At 71.8% G+C, this 1,301-nt stretch carries 1 protein-coding gene; it reads left to right on the top strand.

The annotated features are described in order from the left end of the window. Positions 1 to 1,301 (top strand): ATP-binding protein (locus EU805_RS17220; protein ID WP_129765207.1); only part of this gene is annotated, 1,301 nt, incomplete at both ends.

Here is a 1,301-nt window from a genome sequence, read left to right as displayed (position 1 = left end):
CGTACTGGCGCTGGCACAGCTTGCGATGACCTACGGCGACCAGGCCGCGGTCAACGGCATCCTCGCCGACGGAGCCGCCTCGGTGCTGCTCTGCGCCACGTCCCAGGAGGCGACCCATGCCTGGACCCTGTTCAAGGGGGGTCTCGTGCGTGGGTCCCCGCGTCCCGGTCAGTCGCGCTACGAGATGCCCCGCCGCCCGACCGTTCTGGTCGCGGCGGAGACAAGCCCGACGGGCCGGGCCACGACCTTGCGCACCGCCGACGCGCAGTTGAGCCAGCCGGGCGCGCTGGTGCTCGTCACCGACGATCTCGCGGGTCTCACCGGCGCGATGGCCCGGCTCCCCGTGACCCGCCTCGCCCCGCTCTGCGCCGACGCGCTGGTCTGGGCCTTGCGGCAGACCCACAGCGCCACGGGCAAGCTTTCCGAGGACGCCCTGCGCGCGGCCTTGCCCGCGGACGCGGCTCTCGCCCGGATGTCAGCCGCGCTGATCGGTCTGGCCCTGCGCGAACGCGGTCCGATCCGCGTCGCCCGCAAGCTCACCGAGCTGGTGGCCCCGGTTGCACCGGACACCGACGGCCCCACCCTCGAGGACCTGCCGGGGCTCGGAGAAGCGGGGCCGCGGCTGGCGCAGATCGTCACCGACGTCGCGGCCTACCGTGCAGGCCGGCTCGACTGGGCGGAGATCGAGCGCGGTCTTCTCCTCGCCGGACCGCCGGGCACCGGAAAGACGCTGCTCGCGGCGGCGCTCGCCCGCAGCCTCGGCGCATCGTTCTTTCCCACGACGCTGGGGGACATGCAGAAGCGCGACAGTGGCGGCAGCAAAGTCATCCAGGAGATGTCTGCTCTCTTCGACAGCGCCCGCGCCGCGACCGCGGGAGGAGGTCTCGCCGTGGTGTTCCTTGACGAGATCGACAGCTTCGCCTCCCGCGACCGGCCGCACGACCACAACACGTCGTACTTCACCAGCGTTACGAATACGCTGCTGACCCACATCACCGAGGCTCTGACCTGCGAAGGGATCTTCGTCGTCAGCGCCACCAATTTTCCCAAGCATCTCGACCCGGCCCTGATCCGGGCGGGCCGGCTGGGGGCGCGGATCGATGTGCGTCCGCCAACGGTGCGCCAGATCCCGGACGTGCTGCGCTATCACGTCGGCGACGACCTCGCAGGCACTGACCTTGCTCCTGCCGCCCGCGCCGCCGCAGGCCTGACACAGGCACAGCTCGCGGAGCGCGTGACCGCCGCACGCCGTCGGGCCCGGGCCGAGGGACGGGCGATGTCCCTCGACGATCTGCTGGTCG

Origin of the sequence: Salipiger sp. IMCC34102 (genome assembly GCF_004145405.1) — a bacterium.
Classification (GTDB): domain Bacteria; phylum Pseudomonadota; class Alphaproteobacteria; order Rhodobacterales; family Rhodobacteraceae; genus Loktanella.
This window is presented reverse-complemented; position numbering and strand designations above follow the sequence as displayed.